Consider the following 15,839-nt stretch of genomic DNA (forward strand, 5'->3'; position numbering starts at 1 on the left):
CCTGGCGGGGCTTACTCCATTCGCTTTTATTAAACTTAAAGAATAGTGCAAAATTAATGATTAACACCAATCTACCAGCTAAGAACAAAGAATTGCCCACAAAGAGAAAACAGAAAGAGTCTGAATCAACATCGCCAGCCATACAGAGTAAACGGAGGCTGATTGAAGAATACTTGTCTTTTCGCTTCCAGTTCCGCTATAACGTCCTCAATGGCCGAATTGAGTATTGTGGTAAAGTCAAAGCCAATTTTGAAGCTCTAGAAGATTACTCGCTCAATTCCATTGTTCGACAGATAGACAATGAAACGGGTATACCTACAAGTCCGGAGAAGCTTAAGGTTATTCTTAAATCGGATTTTACACCCCGGTATAATCCCTTACACGCCTATTTTCAATCGTTACCGGCTCCTGCCTCAACCTATACACCAACCATTAAAGCGTTGGCTCAAACGGTGCAAACTGAGGACAACGAGCTATTTTGTTTGAGTCTGACCAAGTGGCTGGTGGCTAGCATTGCCAACGCCTTAAATGCTGATGGTTGTCAGAATCAAACTTGCCTTGTACTGACGGGCTCTCAGGGAGCTTTTAAAACGACTTGGTTGAATTTACTCTGCCCACCGGCCTTACTGCGCTATTTGTTTTGTGGTAAAATCAACCTAGAAAGTAAAGATACACTGATCCTGTTGGGAGAAAAGTTTATTGTCAACCTGGACGACCAATTGCGTAGCCTCAACAAGCGAGATGGTGAGACAGTAAAAACATTGATTACTCAAGGCAACATTACGATTCGTAGGCCGTATGATGCGCTTTCCTCAGAACTGCCTCGTATTGCTTCCTTTCTAGGCAGTGTCAACGGCAATGATTTTCTTACCGACCCCACTGGTAGCCGCCGGTTTTTACCCTTTGAAGCTTTTAGCATAGACATTCAAGCCGCTCAACAACTTGACATCAATCAGGTATGGGCCGAAGCCTACCAGCTCTTTCGGGAAGGATATACGTATTGGTTTACCGCTGAAGAAACGGCCGATCTATTTTCTAATAACGAAGCGTTCCAGGTGCATACGCTCGAATATGAGCTACTACTGGAGTATTACGAGCCGGTGGCTGAATCAAATGTGACGACTTCTTATCTAACCACCTCTGCCATTCAAACCTTTCTGAAAGCGGCTACTCGTCAGGAGATTCGCTCTAAACAATTAGGCGAAGCGCTGACCAAACTCAAGTTTCATCGCAAAAGCAAGAAAGTCAATGGCAAACCGCTGTACGTATGGGCGGTGCGCGAGCGCATGCTAATGGAACGCAACGAGCAAACCTGCCAAGAGTAGACCTGGCGGTAGTAGGAAGGGTAGTAAGGGGGTAGTAGGAAAGTGCCTACTACCCTCATTCATTTCTGAGCATCAGTAGGATAAATGATAAGCGTCTCATAGCCAGTCTACTTTCAGAAAATGACTTCTAGATTACCAAGTTCTACTTACTACCTTACTACCAGCCACAATAGAGTTCATTTCAAGCTTATCAAAGCTCATTCCTGGTAGTAAGATCCATCCTACTACCCACTTACGACCATCTTACGACTAGAGCTAGTAGTAAGGTAGTAAGACAAACCGACTACAAATCACAAACCATAAAATCCCACTAAGAAAAAAGTCAGTATGATTACCTTACAAACCATTCAAATTGCTAAAGCTGTAGCCATTGTTGATTACCTAGCTTACAAAGGTTTTCAGCCCGTAAGCCATCGCGGTCAACGATACGTATATTACTCCCCATTTCGCTCAGAAAACACGCCCTCTTTCTCAGTAAATACGGCCATTAACCGATATAAGGATTTTGGCAGTCCAGAAGCGGGAGATGATATAATTCGGTTAGTTCAACTGCTAAGTAGCTGTAGCTTCTCCCAAGCGGTGGCCAAGCTCACCAAGTTTGCCGGATTGGAAAGCAAGCCTTACTTTTCCCTTAGTGGGCCAATCCAGCCTACCCAATCTAAAGAGGAAATCCGTTCGGTAAAGTTGCTAGCTAACACGCAGCTCATCCGATATGTGGAGAGCCGGAAAATCAGCTTTCCTATTGCCCGAACGTATTGCCGGGAAGTATACTATAGCCAACATGGAAAGAATCTCTTTGCGCTCGGTTTCGCCAATGATCGAGGAGGGTATGCTTTGCGCAATGGCGTAGGCACGAAACGCAATCTAGGACCAGCTGGCTATACGACCATACAGGCTCCGCAGGCTACAACGATCAATGTATTTGAGGGTGTATTTGATTTCCTGTCAGCACTGGAATATTACAGGCTTAGTTCGCCTACTTTCCCAACTTTGGTGTTGAATTCAACGACTAATTTGGAAAGTGCCTTACCTGTCCTGAAAGGCTATCAGAAGGTAAACGCCTATTTCGATAATGATAAAGCTGGGCAAGAGGCCTTAAGTAGACTTTCCAATTCAGATGTGACTGTGACTAACCGCTCTGCTCTTTACGCCAGTCATAAAGATTTTAACGCCTTTTGGTTGGAAAGTAGTTCATTAATGCTTTGCTAAGGAGAATACCTACTTCAAACTTTCCTATGTAACGGCCATATGCTGCAATCGACTGTAAATCAATGTCTTACTCAAATACGGAAAAGTCGCACCCTACTTTTGGATTAATTGATTATTATTGAGTAAGTTACAGAAGAACACCCATCATTTTCGGGTGTTTTTTTTTCTTTTGACCCCGCCCTTTATCATTTTGGAAAGTACAAAGGAGGCCCCTTCCGAATATATGAAAATGCCATTATTGTGCTAAAATGTAGTTTTACCGCATCATTAACCTTAATTTCAACTAGTGTGAATATAGTTAGATAATTAGATTTGCTTAATAAATTAGTGATTAGCTAGCATATGTTATTCGACCAGATACTATCCGGAAGAATTGAGTATCAATAAGCCAATCATACATTATTTCTTAAGAGGAGAAATGGATAAATAATCCATTAATAATGCCTTTACTTAGCTATTATGACTCAACTAGACAGCCTACTCCACGAGATAATTGCGTTCAGAGATGAACGGGACTGGAAACAATTCCATAACTCTAAGGACTTAGAACGTGTTTTGGAATTATGTTTGGCTTGGAGGCTAGATACGTTGTAGCATAAGTTGAATATTAGCTAAATATAGCCAACTCACCGAAGAAGATGTGGTGTACTCGTAATCCTTGACCACACGCCGGAAGAAATTGGTCCACGCAATTGTTCGCTCCACGACCCATCGTTTAGCTACGGGTACGAAGCCTCGAGCCGATTCAGGTCGGGAAGCCTTCTCAAACTCAATACTCCACTCAGCCAGTGTATGGGCGAACACGCCGTTGTAAGCTTGATCGCCATACACCTTCTCCAAGTGTTCACCCACCCGCCATACCACATCAGCGATTAGGCCAACCCCCAATGCCCCGTCTGCTTCATTAGCAGCCCCTACGTCAGCCACCCATAAGCGACCCTGGGTGTCGACCACAAACGTGCGTTTACGACCGTTCACGCGTTTGTGAGCATCCAGACCACGATACTCACCACTCATGGGAGCTAACTTAATGGACTGTGTGTCAATACATAGCACTGAGGGCAGGGCTGCCCGTCCGTTACGGAGCCGATCCAACTCGTTGAGTGCGGCATTCAATCGCTCAATGGTTCCATCCTGTTTCCAGCGATGGAAATAATAACAAACGCTTTGCCAGGGCAGGCCCTCAAAAGGCATATTACGCCATTGGCATCCGGTGCGTAGCGGCCACAAGATGGCATTGACAATGCGTCTAAGATCATGCTGGCGTTTGCGCTGAATAGGCAAAAAAGGCGAAATTGCTGTCCACTGAGCGTCAGTCAGTGGAGTCCACTGTTTGGTCATTACTTCATGTCTTGGTCGACACAAAGATGCCCTGACGCTCAGCCTTTCTCAATTCCAAAACACGCTCTAAGCTTTAGCGGTATCAATTGAAGCAGCGGAGTTAAATGAGTTGTTTCTCTGGAAATCGGCTAATCAAGTCGATGTGCAAAAACTCAGCCATGAACTAGCTGACATCATGGCTTACTGCCTGTTACTCGCTCACAACCATAGCGTTGATCTGGAGCAAGCCCTCAGAGCTAAGCTAGAAATTAACAAGGCTAAGTACCCGGTCGACAAGGCGAAGGGAAATGCCAAAAAATATACTGAACTGTAGTCTTCAGCCATTTCATTACTACTTTATCGTTTACCTGCCTATATGCGGTTATATTCAGGGACCACTGCTCAATTCATCAAAGACTCTACACTTAATCAAATCGCTGACAAACTGAAGTTAGCTTTCTTTAACTACTACCGCTACAATCCTTCTCCGAACGAGCTTAATTCCTGGCGTAACTCCTTACGTGCTACCTCTCAGGTACTCCAGCATGCTAATTTGACCCAAAATGGCATTCTATTAGAGTATCAACTTCCCTTATCTTCCAAGCGATTGGATGCTATGATCTGTGGCAAAGACTCGCTTGGCAATGATAACGCAGTCATCTTGGAGCTTAAGCAGTGGGATCACTGTAATGATTCGGACGGAGCCAATGAAGTGATGACTTTTCTGGGAGGAGCCAAGCGAGACGTATTACACCCCTCGGCTCAAGTAGGTCAATACAAAGCATACCTAGAAGACTCCCATACCGCATTCTACGAGGGAAACAAGGTCAGTCTATCTGCGTGTTCGTATCTGCATAATTACAGTGCCCCAGCAGATGACGTACTCTTTAGCGATAAGTTTACTAGTCTATTGCAGGTAGCACCTGTCTTTACAGGTGATCATGTAGAAGAGTTAAGTGACTATCTCAAAACAAAGCTGGATGAAGGTGATGGGGAAAGGGTACTGGGTAGAATAGAGGAAAGTAAGTACCGACCCAGTAAAAAGCTGATGGAGCATGTAGGTCAGGTGATTAAAGGCCAGCCGCAATATGTCTTGTTAGATGAACAGCTTGTTGTGTATGATCGGGTCTATGCTTGCGCTAAGAAAGGTTTCCATGACAAAAGAAAGTCGGTAGTGATCGTCAAGGGAGGGCCAGGTACAGGCAAATCCGTTGTTGCCATTAACTTATTAGCAGATCTGTATCTTAAGGATCAATTCAATGCTCAATACGCTACAGGTTCTAAAGCCTTCACAGAAACCTTGCGGGAAGTGATCGGGAAAAGAGGGGCTTCGCAGTTTAAATACTTCAACAGCTATACGCAAGCCGAGTACAATGAGATAGACGTACTCATATGTGATGAAGCCCATCGCATCCGAAAGACCAGCAACAACATGTATACACCTGCGGCTAAACGAAGTGATGTAGCCCAGATTGAAGAGATCATTAACGTAGCCAAAGTAGCAGTATTTTTCATCGATGATAACCAGATTGTGCGGCCTGATGAAATAGGCTCGGTACGTTACATTAAAGAGTACGCCCAAAAAAATGAATGCAGCTTGTTTGAATTTGAGCTAGAAGCGCAATTTCGTTGTAACGGCTCGGATGGGTTTGTGAACTGGATCAACAACACACTGGGTATACAAAAGACCGCGAACGTGATCTGGGATAATAAGGAGGCCTTCGACTTTCGAATAATGAGTAGCCCGGAAGCCTTAGAACAAGCAATACACCAGAAAGTAGATGAGGGGTATACAGCTAGGATGACAGCCGGTTTCTGTTGGCCTTGGTCTTTACCAGACACTAAAGGAAACCTGGTAAATGATGTTACAATAGGCAGTTATCAACGGCCTTGGAATGCCAAACCGGATGCTAAGAAGCTAGCCAAGGATATTCCTAGGGCTCCCCTATGGGCATATGATAAGAACGGGATTAACCAAGTAGGTTGTATTTACACAGCACAAGGCTTTGAGTTCGATTATGTTGGTGTAATTTTTGGGCAAGACCTAGTATACAGGTTTGATAAAGGAGGTTGGATAGCCAACAAAGAAGCATCATTTGACACAACGGTAAAAAGGTCCCGAGATCAATTTGTTGATCTTGTAAAGAATACCTACCGAGTTCTTTTATCTCGCGGAATGAAAGGTTGTTATGTTTACTTTCTTGATAAAGAAACGGCTTTGTTGCATAGCTACATTGAATGCTGTTTAACCGCTTTGGGCATTCCCAGTTTAACGAATCGATTTAGACAACTAGCTTTGATTTGGGCCTCGGTTTGCTGATTCGCTAACAAGCGTGTCGATAACCGTTCGCCAAAACTCGTCTTCCACCGAAACATAGCGGTCTCTGCTTTACTACGACGATGGTAGCCGCATTGCCGTTTCCAAGCCGATAAACCGATTGCCTTAATCGTGGTAAGTAACTCATTACGAGAATGCATCAAGACAATCCCCGCTTCATCAGTCCAGATAACAGCATTCGCCCGAGGTGGAATCAGGGGCTGAATGTGGCGGCTGGCCAACTCATCATACACTTTGACCTGATCGTAGGCCCCATCGCCACCTACTTTAGCAATCAACTGCTCAACATCGGTCAATAAGGGCTTGACCATCTCCGCATCGCTAACCGCATTGGTCGTCAAGTCAACCGCGTGGATGGTGTTGGTGGCCTCATCGGTTGCCAAATGCAGTTTACGCCAAGTACGGCGTTTATCAGCTCCATGCTTTTTGACCTTCCATTCGCCCTCGCCATACACTTTTAGCCCTGTACTGTCAACGACGATATGAAGGGGTTTAACAGGATGCTCTTCAGGGGGTATCGGAGCAGAAAAGGCGACCAACCTGGCCTGCCGGCGACAGAGTTGGCTATAACTTGGTACTTGTAAATCCATCTTCATGATCGCTAACACGCTCTGAATCAATCCTTGCACTTGTCGAAACGCGAGTCCAAAGACCGCTTTGAGCGCCAGTGCCGCCTGAATGCATTGGTCGGAATAGTGAATCAGTCCACCGGCAGTACGAGTCCCTTGAAAATACCAGTTTGCCAGCGTGTCTCCATCAAGCCAGAGCGTAACAAATCCCCTGTTAATCAGGGCTTTATTGTAGTCAGGCCAGTTAGTGATCCGGTATTTTTCTTTGGGCGTTTTTGGCTTCTTGGGTTCTTTTTCGTCTTTTGGAGCTTGATGGTCGGCTTTGGTAAAAAAGTGTAGTTTGGGCATAGCACTGGAAGCCGTCAGGCGGCAGCTTTGTAGGTTTGGCGATCTCAAAGTTCGCCATTCCAGTGCTGTTTTTACTCAGGGCGGGCGGAGCCATGCAACAAAGCCGCATGAGAAACAAAAATCCCTCATAATTAGCTAATTATGAGGGATTTTCAGATTTTTTGTGCACTCGTAGGGATTCGAACCCCAAACCTCCTGATCCGTAGTCAGGTGCTCTATCCAATTGAGCTACGAATGCATTGCTCGTTGGCATTTCCCGTTGATTGGGAGTGCAAAAGTAGGGACAAAAACGGCGTCTGTCAACTTATTTGCCCGAAAAATTTGCTTTCCGCTTCATCAGGAACGCGCCAATGCCTTCGGCCGCATCGGTTGATCTGCCTAAGGCGTCTTGATTTTCAGCTTCTTGTTCCAGCTGGTGGTCGAGGTCGGAATAGAGCGATTGGTTCAAAACTTTTTTCATAGCCCCAATGGCTCGTGTCGGCGCAGCGGCATAATACGCGGCCACTTCGTTTATAGCCTGGTCCAGATCGGCAGCGGGAACGGAGCGGCTAACAAGACCTAGTTGCGCGGCTTCGGGGCCATAAACGCGCCGACCGGTACTGCACAGCTCAAACGCCTTCTGCGGGCCAACCAGCCGGGGCAGAAAGAACGTAGAGCCCGCGTCGGGCATGAGGCCGATGTTGACAAAAATCTGGCTGAAATACGCTTCGTCGGCACATAGCACGACGTCGCAGGCCAGCGCCAGTGAGCAGCCCGCCCCGGCCGCTACGCCATTGATGCGCCCGATAACCGGCTTCGGTAAGTCGCGAATTGCCCGGATCATGGGGTTATAGGTCGTGCGCAGGGTGTCGCCGAGGTCCATCTGACCGCACGATGCCATAGCCGAAGCCGCGCCTTCTTTCAGGTCGGCGCCCGAGCAGAAGGCTTTGTCGCCCGCTCCGGTCAGCACCACCACCCGAACGCTGTCGTCGGCTCCCGCGGCTTCAATAGCGGCCGTAATGTCACGGATCAGGCCGGGACTGAGCGCGTGATAAACCTGCGGGCGATTGAGCGTAATTCGGCAAATGCCGTGGGCAACATCGTAAAGAAGGTTCTCAAACATGGAAAGGGCCGTTTATCGGTAAAGCTACGGATTATACCAGCCAGAACACGGCCACTACGCTGATCGTTAATCCCAGCAGCAGCCCTGCGCCGATCTGGGCGGGTGTATGGGCGTTAAGTTTAAGCCGCGCGCTCCCCACAAAGCCCGTTAGCAGAACGAGCACCAGCAGGGGAAAGAACAAATCGGTCTGGCCGAACTTCAGCATGATGCCCCCAATGGCGCCCAGAACCCCGCCAATCCCGACGCTGTGGGCGCTGATCTGCCAGTAGAGACTAATCAGCGCCACGAGCAGAATGGAGATCGTAATGCTGCCCAGCAACACCGCAATTTCGGGCGCGATGGTCGAAATGAGTTGCATTCGGAAGGCAAACAGAAACGTAACGGCGGTATAGACCAGCGCCGTCAGGAAGTAGGGGAGCCGCCGTTCTTCAAGCGTAGTCATGTGGAGCGTTCGAATATAGCCGCTGCGAAACAGGTAATAAATCAGCAGCGACGGCACGCCGAACGTACCGACGAAGATCAGAACGAGCAGGCTAAGGCGCAGAGTTGGCGTAAAGGCATCCATCCCTAAAACACTGGGAACCTGAAACAGCAAAACGCCAAACAACAGGGTTGGCATCAGCAGCGGATGAAACGCAACGGAAAGGAAACGGGCCAGTGTGGTTGTCAAGGATACCAATAGAATTATAAATCGGTCCGACCGGGCGGATAAGTGATTTGCGAGCGAATGAACCGTCTGTTTTACAAAGGTACTAACTACGCTCATTCATCATTTAGTCGCCGGATGGGCCAATTCAGTCTGCATCCTGTTTTAGAGTTCTTTCCGGAGCCGGGCCACCGGAATATTCAGCTGCTCGCGGTATTTGGCAACGGTCCGGCGGGCGATGTTGTAGCCCCGTTCGTTCAGGATTTTCTCGAGCTTATCGTCGGAGAGCGGGTTGAGCTTCGGCTCGTTGTCGATCAGTTCTTTCAGGATGTTCTTTACCTCGCGGCTGCTGACGTCCTCGCCGGAGTCGGTGGCAATACCTTCTGAGAAGAAATATTTCAGCGGATAAATGCCGAATTCGGTCTGAACGGCCTTGCTGTTGGCGACCCGCGAAACGGTCGAAACGTCCATGTCGATCAGCGTGGCAATGTCTTTCAGGATCATGGGGCGGAGTTTGGACTCGTCGCCGGTCAGGAAGAAATCATACTGAAAGCGCACGATGGCGTTCATGGTCTTGAGCAGGGTCTGCTGACGCTGTTTGATGGCGTCGATGAACCACTTGGCCGCGTCGAGCTTCTGCTTGACGAAGGAGACCGTCTCTTTCAGGGCTTTGTTCTGCTTGCTGCTTTTGTCGTAGGTGTCGAGCATATCGGCAAACGACCGGCTGATGCGCAGTTCAGGCGCGTTCTTGGAGTTCAGCGTCAGTTCAAGCTTGCCGTTATTATTGGTCAGGATGAAATCAGGAATCAGGTACTGAGCCGTGCCCGATTCGCCTTCGACCGAACCCGGCTTGGGATTCAGCTTGATAATGATGTCGATTACCTTCTTCAGCGATTCGTCGCTGATGTTGAGCCGACGCTGGATTTTATCGAAGTGCTTTTTCGAAAACTCCTCGAAGAACTCTTCAATGATCCGGATGCCGAGGATAATGTAGGGATCGCTCTGGTCCTTGCGCTGGAGCTGGAGCAGCAGGCATTCCTGCAGCGACCGGGCGGCAATACCCGGCGGGTCGAAGGTCTGGATTTTTCGTAAAACCTGCTCCAGTTCGTCGGTGTCGGTGAAGACGTTCTGCGAGAAGGCAAGGTCGTTGACGATAGCCTGCATGGACCGGCGAATATAGCCGTCGGCTTCAATGCTGCCGATAAGCTGCAGGCCAATGATCCGTTGCTCTTCGGTCAGGTTCAGGTAGCCAAACTGCTGCATCAGTGAGTCGATCAGACTCGAACTGGTAGCCAGCGGTACGTCGCGATCTTCTTCGTTGTAGTTCCCGTCGCCCTGCATCTTGTAGCCCGCATAATCTTCGTTCTGGATGTAGCTGTCAATATCCAGATCGTCGTTGCGGTCTTTGTAATCATCCTCATATTCATCGGCGAAGGGGTCTTCCTCTTTCTGATCGTAGTCTTCATCCATACCCTCTTCCAGCGCGGGATTGATTTCCAGTTCTTCTTCAATCCGGGTATCCAGTTCGGCGGTAGGAATCTGCAACAGCTTGATAAACTGGATTTGTTGAGGAGACAGTTTCTGCTGTAGCGACTGGGTAAGACTTAACTTCTGCATGGGCGGTAATCGGCGGCTAAATACTAAAGTTACGTTGAGTAGGCGTTGACAAACTGCGCCCGACAAATATCAGACCAATTTAATCTTTTTTTGTTTTAGCCGGTCGGGAATTTTGCACCAATTTCCCGGCCACTACCTTCGCAGCATGATCAAGAACGTATACGATACCTCCCTGAGTCTACTGACGGACCTTTATCAGCTAACGATGGCCTATGGATACTGGAAGTCTGGTACGAGTGAAAAAGAAGCCGTCTTTAACCTGTATTTCCGTAAAAACCCGTTTGGGGGCGGTTTCACTATCGCCTGCGGGCTGGCGCAGGCTGTCGATTACGTCAATAACTTTGGGTTCTCGGCAGCAGACCTGCACTACCTGCGGTCACTAACGGGTAATGACGGGCAGCCGCTTTTTGAGGAAGCTTTTCTGGACTATCTGGCTGGTCTGAAGCTTACCATCGACCTGGAGGCCGTACCCGAAGGGACCGTTACGTTCCCGAATGAGCCGCTGCTGCGGGTACGGGGACCAATTTTGCAGTGTCAGCTGCTGGAAACGCCCCTGCTGAACCTGGTTAACTTCGAATCGCTGATTGCGACCAAAGCCGCCCGGCTGCGGCTCGTGGCCGAAACCGATACGGTGCTGGAGTTCGGGCTGCGCCGGGCGCAGGGAATAGACGGAGGCCTGACGGCCAGCCGGGCGGCTTACATCGGCGGCTGCGATGCTACTTCCAACGTTCTGGCGGGTAAACAGTATGACATTCCGGTGCGGGGAACTCACGCGCACAGCTGGGTGATGTCGTTCGACAGCGAGCTGGAATCGTTCGAGACCTATGCCCGCGTGATGCCGAACAACGTTACGCTGCTGGTTGATACTTATGACACGCTGCAGGGCGTTCAGAACGCCATTGAAACGGGCCGGCAGTTACGTCGGCAGGGCTACGAATTGTCGGGTATCCGGCTCGATTCGGGTGATCTGGCTTACCTGAGCATTGAAGCGCGTAAGCTGCTGGACGAGGCCGGCTTTCCGGATACGGCCATCGTGGCCAGTAATGACCTCGACGAAACGATCATTGCCAGCCTGAAACAGCAGGGGGCCAGAATCACGATCTGGGGCGTAGGCACGAAGCTGGTTACGGCCTATGATCAGCCGGCGCTGGGTGGGGTGTATAAACTGGCGGCCATTCGTCACGAAGCGTCGGGCGCGTGGGACTATAAAATGAAGCTCTCGGAGCAGGCCATCAAGATTTCGACGCCGGGGCTCCAGCAGGTACGTCGGTTCCGCGATGAGCGGGGGTTCCTGGCCGACATGATCTACGACGAAGAAATGAACGGTGCAGAACGGCTGGTGACCCTGATTGATCCGCTGGATTTTACCAAGCGCCGACGATTTGACGTTGGGCAGCCGTTTGAAAACCTGCTGGTGCCGGTGTTTCGGGCGGGGCAGTGCGTGTACGCCAACCCGGATATTCATACCGTACGGGCGCGCGTGCAGACGCAGCTTGCCGGGCTGCATCCGGGCGTCAAGCGGTTCGTCAACCCACACATCTATCCCGTTGGTCTGGAACAGGGGCTGCACGAACTGAAAACGGAATTAATTCTCAAACTGCGGGAAGGACGGTGAAGGCTTCTCACCGAATGAGTCGACATAGCATGCCGACTCATTCGTGACCCGATACCGGTGAGAAGTACTAACTGGCGTATGGATAGAAGCGGCAAGGTCTGGCTGATACAACTAGCACATATTGTGTAGTCACATATATTCAGGATAGTCGCTTAATTTCAAACTTCTCTTTTTCTCTACACTCAAGCAATCCTGGCTTTGTCAAATCGGGGTTTTTTCTTGCCAATCCTGCTGTTTTTTTTGTAGATGGTCAGTTACAACCTTAGCCATTTTAGTACATTTGGTACGTGACGTTTAACACTGGTACCGACCTAAACCTGCAACCCGGATGTTTCGCCGTTCAGTTCTGTGCCTTAGTGGCTTATGCCTCGGCTGGTTATTTGTTTCCGGCGTGGTCATGGGACAGGACGTTACCCACCTCAAACTGCAACCTGATCGCTTACGGCACGCCCGGGAAGCCGAGCGGCAGGCTATCGCGGCCAGCGACTCGCTCCAACTGGCCGAAGCCTGGTATCTTTACGGCAAAACCTATGTCTTTGCGGGCGATTATCAGACTTCGCAGCGGTATTTTCTCAAATCCATGCGGATTCTCGAGTCCCGGGGCGATTCGGATGATCTGGCGCGTATTTACGTCAGATTGAGTGAAAACGAAGGTCGGCTTGGCCGGGAGAACGATGCGCTGCGCTACGCGAACCTTTCCATGCAAATGGCTCAGCGTATCCAGTCCGACAAGGAACTGGTGCGGGCCTATGGAGCCATAGGACGAGCCTGGGAAAACCTGTGGAAGAAGCAGCCATCTGCTGCAAACCGGATGCAATTCAAGAATAGTCTGGTTTACTATCGGAAGCAGGAGGCTCTGTGTTATAAACTAAAGGACTCGCTGGGTATTGCTGAAGCAACGTTGCAACTGGGAACCCTCTTTACGCAGGCCAGAGACCCGCAGGCGATTCCATATCTGGAGAAGGCGTTATCGTTATTCGTTTTATTGCACGAAAACCGGCTCAGGACAAACGTCATGCTGCACCTGGCCGCGGCTTATCTTGAATTCGGTAAACAGCAAATGGCCTTCCAGACGCTACTTAAGGCTGAACAGCTTTACAACGCTAACCGGGTCGATGAATATGATACCCGCCTGGACCTGGAAAAAGAATTTGTTCGTTATTATCAGACGACAGGCCAATGGAAAGAAGCATTTGACCACGTAAAAAAACAGAGTGAACTGGAAAAAATCGGGCTTCTGTCGGATCGGGACGGTAAAATTGCCCAGCTGAACGTAGCGTACGAATCCGAAAAAAAAGAAGCCCTGATCAGGGCGCGTAATCGCGAACTGGCCCTGAGCGCCCAGACGCTCCATACCCAGCAACGCTTTACGCTGGCTACGTCGACACTGTTTATCGTGACGGCCGGAATGAGCGTGGTGTTTTTTCGGCTCTACCGAAAAAATCAACGCATCAGCCGACGGAACGAGACCCTGGTGCGCGAGCAGAACCACCGCGTTAAAAACAATCTGCAGGTTATTTCGAGCCTGCTTAATCTTCAGTCCAGACGATTATCTGACGAAGCTGCCCGAACGGCCGTAGCGGAGAGCCTGCTTCGGGTGCAGTCAATGGCGATTGTGCACCGGCGGCTGTACGATGGGGGTCAGTTAGCCGAAGTAAATCTGAGCGAGTTTATTCAGGAGCTGGTCGAAAGTGTTCTGAAAACATATGGACACTACACCGTACAAACCTCATTTGATATTGATGACATCAGCCTGTCGGCCGATAAAGCCGTGCCGCTGGGTCTAATTCTGAATGAACTGACGACCAATGCCTGTAAGTATGCGTTCCCGCATTCGGCCGGGCCCCGGTTCAGTGTCGTCTGCTACCGGAAGCATGCCCACCTGACATTCATCGTAAAAGATAACGGTCCCGGACTGGCGGGATCTGAATTGAATGATTCTATGCCGGGGCTGGCTGCGGGTTCCCATTCGCCGGAAAACGGTTCATTCGGGATGCAGCTCATTCAGGCTCAGGCTCGCCAGTTACGGGGAACGCATAAATTTCGCTCCGATGGTGGAGTCCTATTCACCCTGGAGTTTACCATCTGACGCTGAACATGGAGACACTGCAAATCCTGATTGTTGAAGATGATACTATTACGGCGATGGATCTGCGCGAAACGCTGGAAGAAGCCGGACACACCATTACGGGCGTTGCGCACGACTTTCTGTCGGCCGTAAAAGCCGTTAAAAACCAGTCGCCCGATCTGGCCCTGATCGATATTGAGCTCGTGGGCTCTATCCGCAACGGAATTGATACGGCTAAGGAACTGCTGACGTATCACCGGATGCCGATTATGTACCTGACGGCCAACTCCGAACCCGACATGTTTCAGTCGGCGAAGGCAACCCGGCCGGCGGCCTATCTGCTCAAACCGTTTCGGCAGGAGGAACTGAAACTGCAGATTGAGCTGGCTTACCATTATTTCCGGCTGAATCAAGCCGTCGATTCGTCAGCTTCGAAGCAGTTATATCTGCCGGTTGACAAAGGCTATGAAAAAATTAACATTGACGATGTGCTGTACCTGAAAGCGGATGGAGCATACGTAAAGATATTTCTGCTAAACCGTGAGCAATCTTACCATATTAGCATGAACCTGAGCCATCTGGCGCAATACTTCCCTCTGCCCAACTTTTACCGGCTGTCGCGGTCACTGCTCATCAACCTGAACTACCTCGAACGGGTAGAGCAGAATCATCTGTTTATGGTCGGCCATAAACCGGCAATTCAGATTCCGGCCAACAGCCGCAAGGAACTGATGCGCAAACTGACGGTTGTCCGCACCAAATAAGCACCGCTTTTGTGAATGATTTATTGCCCCGGCTCGCCCGGCTGCTCGTTCGATTTTTTGATTTCTTAATATCGTTTTATAGCGCCCGCATCAAAAGTTTCCGTTGCTTTACAGCTCGTTCAAACGATAACTTCAGGCATGCAACCCATTGAATTAGTGGTTTTTGATATGGCCGGCACTACCGTTACCGATCACCATGAAGTTGAGCGGTGCTTTGCGCAGGCAGCCGCCGAAACAGGTCTGTTCGTTACCGACGAACGGATTCTGGCTATGCAGGGCCTGGCTAAGCGGTATGTATTCGAGACGCTCTGGAAAGAGCAGCTGGGCGAACTGCACCCCGACGTTCGGGCGCATGTCGATGTCTCCTACGCGTCGTTCAGGCGGATTCTGGAAGATCATTACCAGACGCAGGGCGCAACGCCCACGGAAGGGTGTCTGGAAACGTTGGCATATCTGCGGGAGCGGGGCATTGCCATTGCGCTCACTACCGGTTTCTACCGCGCCGTAACTGACATTATCCTCGACAAACTTGGCTGGCTGGCCGATCTTGACGGTCGGCGGGTGGGCCGTCCGGACAGTATGATTCAGGTATCCATTGCCAGCGACGAGGTGGAGCGTGGCCGACCCTACCCACTGATGATCGAGCGGGCCATGCACCTGCTGGGCGTCAATAACCCAAAGGCGGTTGTGAACGTTGGCGATACGCCTTCTGATCTGCTGTCGGGCCGGGCGGCCGGCGTAGCCTTGAACCTCGGCGTAACGAACGGTACCCATTCTCTTGAGCAGCTTGAGGCTTACCCGTACGATTATCTGCTGGCGTCGCTGGCTGAGTTGCCGGCGCTGCTGGCCGAAAAAGAACTGGTTGCTGTGTAGCGGTTCCCAGCCTATAATGACTACCTCTACGACCAAACCCCGAAT

13 protein-coding genes and 1 tRNA gene are annotated in these 15,839 nt (G+C 49.9%); 8 read left to right on the forward strand and 6 right to left on the reverse strand.

The window, feature by feature from the left end:
- Positions 1-56: 56 nt before the first annotated feature.
- Together HNV11_RS07405 and HNV11_RS07410 are read left to right on the forward strand one after the other, a co-directional pair.
- Positions 57-1,325, forward strand: coding sequence for a VapE domain-containing protein (locus HNV11_RS07405; protein WP_171739069.1), 1,269 nt, complete (start codon positions 57-59; stop codon positions 1,323-1,325).
- 327 nt (positions 1,326-1,652) lie between these two features.
- The gene (locus HNV11_RS07410) at positions 1,653-2,534 is read left to right on the forward strand and encodes a toprim domain-containing protein (protein WP_171739070.1); all 882 of its coding nucleotides are present in this window, start codon (positions 1,653-1,655) and stop codon (positions 2,532-2,534) included.
- Between the two features lie 579 nt (positions 2,535-3,113).
- Here HNV11_RS07410 and HNV11_RS07415 read toward each other — a convergent pair.
- Positions 3,114-3,875: an IS5 family transposase gene (locus tag HNV11_RS07415; RefSeq protein ID WP_171738942.1), complete on the reverse strand. Its 762-nt coding sequence runs from the start codon at positions 3,873-3,875 to the stop codon at positions 3,114-3,116.
- 109 nt (positions 3,876-3,984) lie between these two features.
- Here HNV11_RS07415 and HNV11_RS24195 point away from each other — a divergent pair, with 109 nt between their 5' ends.
- Both HNV11_RS24195 and HNV11_RS07425 read left to right on the forward strand, forming a co-directional pair.
- Positions 3,985-4,188 carry a MazG-like family protein gene (locus HNV11_RS24195; protein WP_205402745.1) on the forward strand — a complete coding sequence of 68 codons (204 nt, stop codon included), beginning with the start codon at positions 3,985-3,987 and terminating at the stop codon, positions 4,186-4,188.
- Positions 4,189-4,230: 42 nt separating this feature from the next.
- The gene (locus HNV11_RS07425; protein ID WP_171739071.1) at positions 4,231-6,174 is read left to right on the forward strand and encodes a DUF2075 domain-containing protein; all 1,944 of its coding nucleotides are present in this window, start codon (positions 4,231-4,233) and stop codon (positions 6,172-6,174) included.
- On the opposite strand, the gene HNV11_RS07430 is transcribed toward HNV11_RS07425, so the two are convergent.
- The 5 genes from HNV11_RS07430 to rpoN all read right to left on the reverse strand — a co-directional run bounded on the left by HNV11_RS07430 (position 6,084) and on the right by rpoN (position 10,474).
- On the reverse strand, positions 6,084-7,109 hold the full coding sequence (locus tag HNV11_RS07430; protein WP_171739072.1) for an IS5 family transposase: 1,026 nt from the start codon (positions 7,107-7,109) through the stop codon (positions 6,084-6,086). The two genes, HNV11_RS07425 and HNV11_RS07430, sit on opposite strands and share 91 nt — an antisense overlap.
- 164 nt (positions 7,110-7,273) lie before the next feature.
- Positions 7,274-7,347 (reverse strand) — tRNA-Arg (locus HNV11_RS07435).
- Between the two features lie 66 nt (positions 7,348-7,413).
- Entirely contained in the window at positions 7,414-8,211 is a 798-nt protein-coding gene (locus HNV11_RS07440) for an enoyl-CoA hydratase/isomerase family protein (protein ID WP_171739073.1), read from the reverse strand.
- A 31-nt stretch (positions 8,212-8,242) separates the two neighbouring features.
- A complete protein-coding gene (locus HNV11_RS07445) occupies positions 8,243-8,881 on the reverse strand; it encodes a hypothetical protein (protein WP_317168081.1) in 639 nt (212 codons plus the stop codon).
- Between the two features lie 141 nt (positions 8,882-9,022).
- Positions 9,023-10,474, reverse strand: a complete 1,452-nt coding sequence (gene rpoN / locus HNV11_RS07450; RefSeq protein WP_171739074.1) for an RNA polymerase factor sigma-54 — start codon at positions 10,472-10,474, stop codon at positions 9,023-9,025.
- Between the two features lie 145 nt (positions 10,475-10,619).
- On the opposite strand from rpoN, the gene HNV11_RS07455 reads away from it, so the two are divergent.
- From HNV11_RS07455 to HNV11_RS07470, 4 genes are all read left to right on the forward strand, one after another.
- Complete coding sequence (locus HNV11_RS07455) at positions 10,620-12,089, forward strand: nicotinate phosphoribosyltransferase (protein ID WP_171739075.1); 1,470 nt, start codon at positions 10,620-10,622, stop codon at positions 12,087-12,089.
- A 328-nt stretch (positions 12,090-12,417) separates the two neighbouring features.
- Positions 12,418-14,178, forward strand: coding sequence for a histidine kinase dimerization/phosphoacceptor domain -containing protein (locus tag HNV11_RS07460; protein WP_171739076.1), 1,761 nt, complete (start codon positions 12,418-12,420; stop codon positions 14,176-14,178).
- Between the two features lie 8 nt (positions 14,179-14,186).
- Positions 14,187-14,921: a response regulator gene (locus HNV11_RS07465; RefSeq protein ID WP_171739077.1), complete on the forward strand. Its 735-nt coding sequence runs from the start codon at positions 14,187-14,189 to the stop codon at positions 14,919-14,921.
- A gap of 138 nt (positions 14,922-15,059) precedes the next feature.
- A complete protein-coding gene (locus HNV11_RS07470; RefSeq protein ID WP_171739078.1) occupies positions 15,060-15,794 on the forward strand; it encodes an HAD family hydrolase in 735 nt (244 codons plus the stop codon).
- The last annotated feature ends 45 nt before the right edge of the window (positions 15,795-15,839 follow it).

The sequence above is a fragment of the Spirosoma taeanense genome, assembly GCF_013127955.1.
GTDB lineage: Bacteria > Bacteroidota > Bacteroidia > Cytophagales > Spirosomataceae > Spirosoma > Spirosoma taeanense.